At 68.6% G+C, this 1,683-nt stretch carries 2 protein-coding genes; both read left to right on the top strand.

Going from position 1 to position 1,683, the window contains the following annotated elements; genetic code table 11:
* The first annotated feature begins 15 nt into the window (after positions 1–15).
* Positions 16–756: a diguanylate cyclase domain-containing protein gene (locus VLK61_RS14660; protein ID WP_325422352.1), complete on the top strand. Its 741-nt coding sequence runs from the start codon at positions 16–18 to the stop codon at positions 754–756.
* A gap of 39 nt (positions 757–795) precedes the next feature.
* Positions 796–1,683: DNA gyrase subunit A (locus VLK61_RS14655; protein WP_325422351.1), on the top strand; the 888-nt coding region annotated here is incomplete at its 3' end.

The following is a 1,683-nucleotide window of genomic DNA, read 5'->3' as shown; positions in this document are numbered from 1 at the left end:
GTGGTGGGGGTCATCATGCTGCGCACCTGGCGCCACAGCCAGCCCTGGGGCCGCTGGATGGTGCCGGGCCAGCTGGCTCTGGCCGGCGCTGCCGGCTGGCTGGGCTGGCGCGTGCTGGACTCCCGGCCGGACCCGGCCCTGCCACTGGCCGCCATGCTCACGCTCTGGACCGCGGCGGTCTTCCTGGCGACCGCCTGGCGCAACCGCATTTTCGGCGAGACGCGGCTGCGTATGGAGGCGCGCAACACCGTGGACCCGCTGACGGGCCTGTCCACGCCCCTGATCTTCTTCGACCGCGTGGGCACCGTGCGCAATCTGATCCGGCGCTACGGCCATCCCAGCGTGCTGCTGCTGGTCCATATCGAGAACCTGCCGGCGCTGGCCGCGGAATTCGGCCCGGAAGTGGCCGAATCGGCGGTGCTGGTGTCGGCCAACCGGATCCGGCAGGCGCTGCGTGACGGCGACGCGGCGGCGCGTGTCTCGCATTCGCGGATCGCCATCCTCGCCGAGGGCATGTCGCTGGCCGAAGGCTCCGCCAATCTCGCGAGCCGCATCCTGGTCGCGGGCCTGAAAGAGCCGCTGCCGGCCGCGCCCACCGAGTTCCTGAAGTTCCGCATCGTCCTGGCCGCGGTGCCGCTGGGCGACATTTCTCCCAAGGTGCTGCTGCAGCGGCTTTTCAGCCGCATGGACGAGCAGCTCGCCAACCCTAGCGAACGGCACATCCTCGCCCTCACGGCCGAAGAACTGTTGGCCTGATTTCACTTTCACTCTCTCTTTTTCCAAGTAGTCAAAAAAATGGAGCAAGAACTCATCTCGTTCAACAGCGGCGACAGGGGCGGCGACAGCGAGCTCGATCTCGCGTCGTACGCGCAGCGCGCCTACCTGGAGTACGCGCTCAGCGTGGTGAAGGGCCGGGCCTTGCCCGACGTCTGCGATGGGCAGAAACCGGTGCAGCGCCGCATCCTCTATTCGATGTCGCGCATGGGCCTGGGCTTCACCGGCGCCGGCGGCGCGCGGCCGGTCAAGAGCGCCCGCGTGGTGGGCGACGTGCTGGGCCGCTTCCATCCGCACGGCGACCAGGCTGCGTATGACGCCTTGGTGCGCATGGCGCAGGATTTTTCGCAGCGCTATCCGCTGATCGACGGGCACGGCAACTTCGGCAGCCGTGACGGCGACGGCGCGGCGGCCATGCGCTACACCGAGGCCCGCCTCGCGCGCATCACCAACTTGCTGCTCGACGAGATCGACGAAGGCACGGTCGCCTTCATCCCCAACTACGACGGCAGCACACAGGAGCCGCAACAGCTGCCCGCGCGCCTGCCGTTCGCGCTGCTCAACGGCGCCAGCGGCATCGCCGTGGGCCTGGCCACCGAAATCCCCAGCCACAACCTGCGCGAAGTGGCCGATGCCTGCGTGGCGCTGATCAAGAACGCCAAGCTGCCCGATGAAGAGCTGGCGCTGCTGCTGCCCGGCCCCGACTACCCGGGTGGCGGGCAGATCATCAGCACGGCCGGCGACATCGCCGAGGCGTACCGCACGGGACGCGGTTCGCTCAAGGTGCGGGCGCGCTGGAAGATCGAGGAGCTCGCGCGCGGCCAGTGGCAGCTGGTGGTGAACGAATTGCCGCCGGGCGTGAGCACGCAGAAGGTGCTGGAAGAAATCGAGGAGCTCACCAACCCCAAG

Origin of the sequence: Aquabacterium sp., assembly GCF_035476535.1 — a bacterium.
GTDB lineage: Bacteria > Pseudomonadota > Gammaproteobacteria > Burkholderiales > Burkholderiaceae_C > Pseudaquabacterium.
Note: the sequence above shows the minus strand (reverse complement) of the source record. Positions and strands in the feature narration are given on the sequence as shown.